We start from the raw sequence: 2,714 nt of genomic DNA, 5'->3' as shown, positions 1-2,714 counted from the left end.
CCGCCACCAAGCACCAGCGCGAGGTCGGCACCGGCTACTTCGATGCCATCTCCACGGCCCTGAACCCGGACGCCTCCACTCTGGCCCTCAGCGGGTCCACGGAGGCCGGCCAGTTCTGATCCCACCGGATCACCGCGACGCCGGCCCCCCACCGGACGCCCGGCGTCGCCCCCTCTTTTCACCCCGCACACACCCTGGGGCTCTTCCACCGACCTTTTCGACCCCGCGCGACCTTCACCACGCGCACCCCGTCACGGCCCGTGCGGCCGCCGCAGACGACTTGCTTCAGGAGGCTCCCATGTACCCCACCGACCAGCCCATCACCCTCAACGGCGTGACGATCACCGGCCCGCACCTGCCCCGGCAGGAGGAGATCCTCACCCCCGACGCCCTCGACTTCCTGGCCAGCCTGCACCGCCAGTTCAACGGCCGCCGCCTCGAACTGCTGACCAAGCGGCAGGAGACACGCCAGCGGATCTCCGACGGGGCAACCCTGGACTTCCTGCCGGAGACCCGCACCATCCGCGAGGACGGCTCCTGGCGTGTGGCGCCCCTCGCACCGGGCCTGAAGGACCGCCGCGTGGAGATCACCGGGCCGGTGGACCGGAAGATGACCATCAACGCGATGAACTCCGGCGCCAAGTGCTGGCTGGCCGACTTCGAGGACTCCTCCTCGCCGTCCTGGGAGAACATGCTGAACGGCCAGGTGAACCTGCGGGACGCCATCCGCCGGCAGATCGACTTCACCACCCCCGAGGGCAAGGAGTACACGCTCGGCGGGGTTCAGCTCGTGGACCGCCCGACCATCATCGTCCGCCCGCGCGGCTGGCACCTCGACGAGGACCACCTGGTGGTGGACGGTGAGCCGATGGCCGGCGCCCTCGTGGACTTCGGCCTGTACTTCTTCCACAACGCCAAGGAGCTGCTGCGCCGCGGCCGTGGACCGTACTTCTACCTGCCGAAGACGGAGAACCACCTCGAGGCCCGCCTGTGGAACTGCATCTTCGTGGTGGCCCAGGACCACCTCGGGATCCCCCAGGGCACCGTGCGCGCCACCGTGCTGATCGAGACGATCACCGCGGCCTTCGAGATGGAGGAGATCCTCTACCAGCTGCGCAACCACGCGGCCGGCCTGAACGCCGGGCGGTGGGACTACATCTTCTCCATCATCAAGAACTTCCGGGACCGCGGTGAGGCATTCGTGCTGCCCGACCGTGCCGACGTGACCATGACCGCCCCGATGATGCGGGCCTACACCGATCAGCTCGTGCGCGCCTGCCACCGGCGCGGTGCCTCGGCGATCGGCGGCATGGCGGCCTTCATCCCGAACCGTCGCGACCCCGAGGCCAACGCCGCCGCCTTGGAGAAGGTGCGGGCGGACAAGACCCGTGAGGCGTCCGATGGCTTCGACGGCTCCTGGGTGGCCCACCCGGACCTGGTGCCGGTGGCCATGGAGGTCTTCGACTCCGTGCTGGTGGACCGGCAGAACCAGATCCGCGCCAACCGCCGCGATGACGTGACGCCCGACGCCGCGGCGCTGCTGACCGTGTCCGAGACGCCGGGCTCCATCACGGAGTCCGGGGTGCGGATGAACATCGAGGTCGGCATCCGCTACGTGGAGTCCTGGCTGCGGGGCAGTGGCGCCGCGGCCATCCACAACCTCATGGAGGACGCCGCCACCGCGGAGATCTCCCGGTCCCAGATCTGGCAGTGGATCAACGCCGGGTCCTCCGCCGAGCTGACCGGGGGTGGCACCCGCACCGTGACCCGCGAGTGGGTGCAGGAGCTGATGGATGAGGAGTTCGCCCGCATCGAACGCTCTGAGGGTGACCGCTTCGACGACGCCCTCGAGGTCTTCGCCGGCTCCGCCCTGGCGGAGGAGTACCCGGATTTCCTCACCCTGCCGGCCTACCGGACGTTTCTCTCGGCCACCGCGCCGGCCCGGCAGGTGCTGGCCGGCACCACGGTCTGATCCGTGACGACGGCGGTGCCGGGACGCAGGTAGATGTACTCGGCCCCCGCCCGCGGTTCTACCGTGGCCCCATGGACATGAAGATCGAACTGGTGGCGATCCCGGTCACCGATGTCGACCGGGCGAAATCCTTCTACGTGGATCAGGTCGGCTTTCACGCCGACCATGACTACGTCCTCTCCCCCGAGCTGCGCTTCGTCCAGCTCACCCCGCCGGGATCGGCCTGCTCGATCGTGCTGGGCGTGGGCATCACCGAGATGGCGCCCGGCACGCAGGATGGCCTTCAGATGGTCATCGAGGACGCGGATGCCGCCCTCGCTGAACTGTCCGGCCGCGGGGTGGAGTGCAGCGGTGTGGACGAACAGGACTGGGGCCGGTTCGTCTACTTCGCCGATCCGGACGGCAACACCTGGTCGTTGCAGCAGATGCCGCCGCGCTGAGTTTCCGGCGGCATTGTCCCGCGGGCCGCTGGAGTGGCTGCGCCTGCGACCTTGCCCGCGCTTCAGCGGGTTGCCACACTGAAGTTCCCGAGGATGAAAGGAGTCGCCGTGGACCACGTGAATCCCGAAGTACCCGAAGAGGACCGCCTCGACGAACCGCAACCACAGCTCTCGGGTGACGAGGCCCTGATCGAGCCGCCCGTCGCCGACGATCCTGTGGAGACGGCCGCACACCGCCACGATGAGGAACTGGCCGAGGAATGGGAGAACGAGTCCTTCCCTGCCTCGGACCCGCCATCCAA

General features: G+C 68.8%; 3 protein-coding genes. All 3 read left to right on the top strand.

The annotated features are described in order from the left end of the window. Positions 1-298: 298 nt before the first annotated feature. Positions 299-1,972, top strand: a complete 1,674-nt coding sequence (gene aceB, locus RUH65_RS15625; protein ID WP_313818571.1) for a malate synthase A — start codon at positions 299-301, stop codon at positions 1,970-1,972. A gap of 71 nt (positions 1,973-2,043) precedes the next feature. Continuing rightward, on the top strand, positions 2,044-2,412 hold the full coding sequence (locus tag RUH65_RS15620; protein WP_313818570.1) for a VOC family protein: 369 nt from the start codon (positions 2,044-2,046) through the stop codon (positions 2,410-2,412). Positions 2,413-2,520: 108 nt separating this feature from the next. Continuing rightward, positions 2,521-2,714: hypothetical protein (locus RUH65_RS15615; protein ID WP_313818568.1), on the top strand; the 194-nt coding region annotated here is incomplete at its 3' end.

This window comes from Citricoccus sp. (assembly GCF_032154715.1).
In the GTDB taxonomy this organism is placed as follows: domain Bacteria; phylum Actinomycetota; class Actinomycetes; order Actinomycetales; family Micrococcaceae; genus Citricoccus.
The sequence above is the reverse complement of the archived record's forward strand: the minus strand, read 5'-3'. Positions and strand labels throughout refer to the sequence as shown.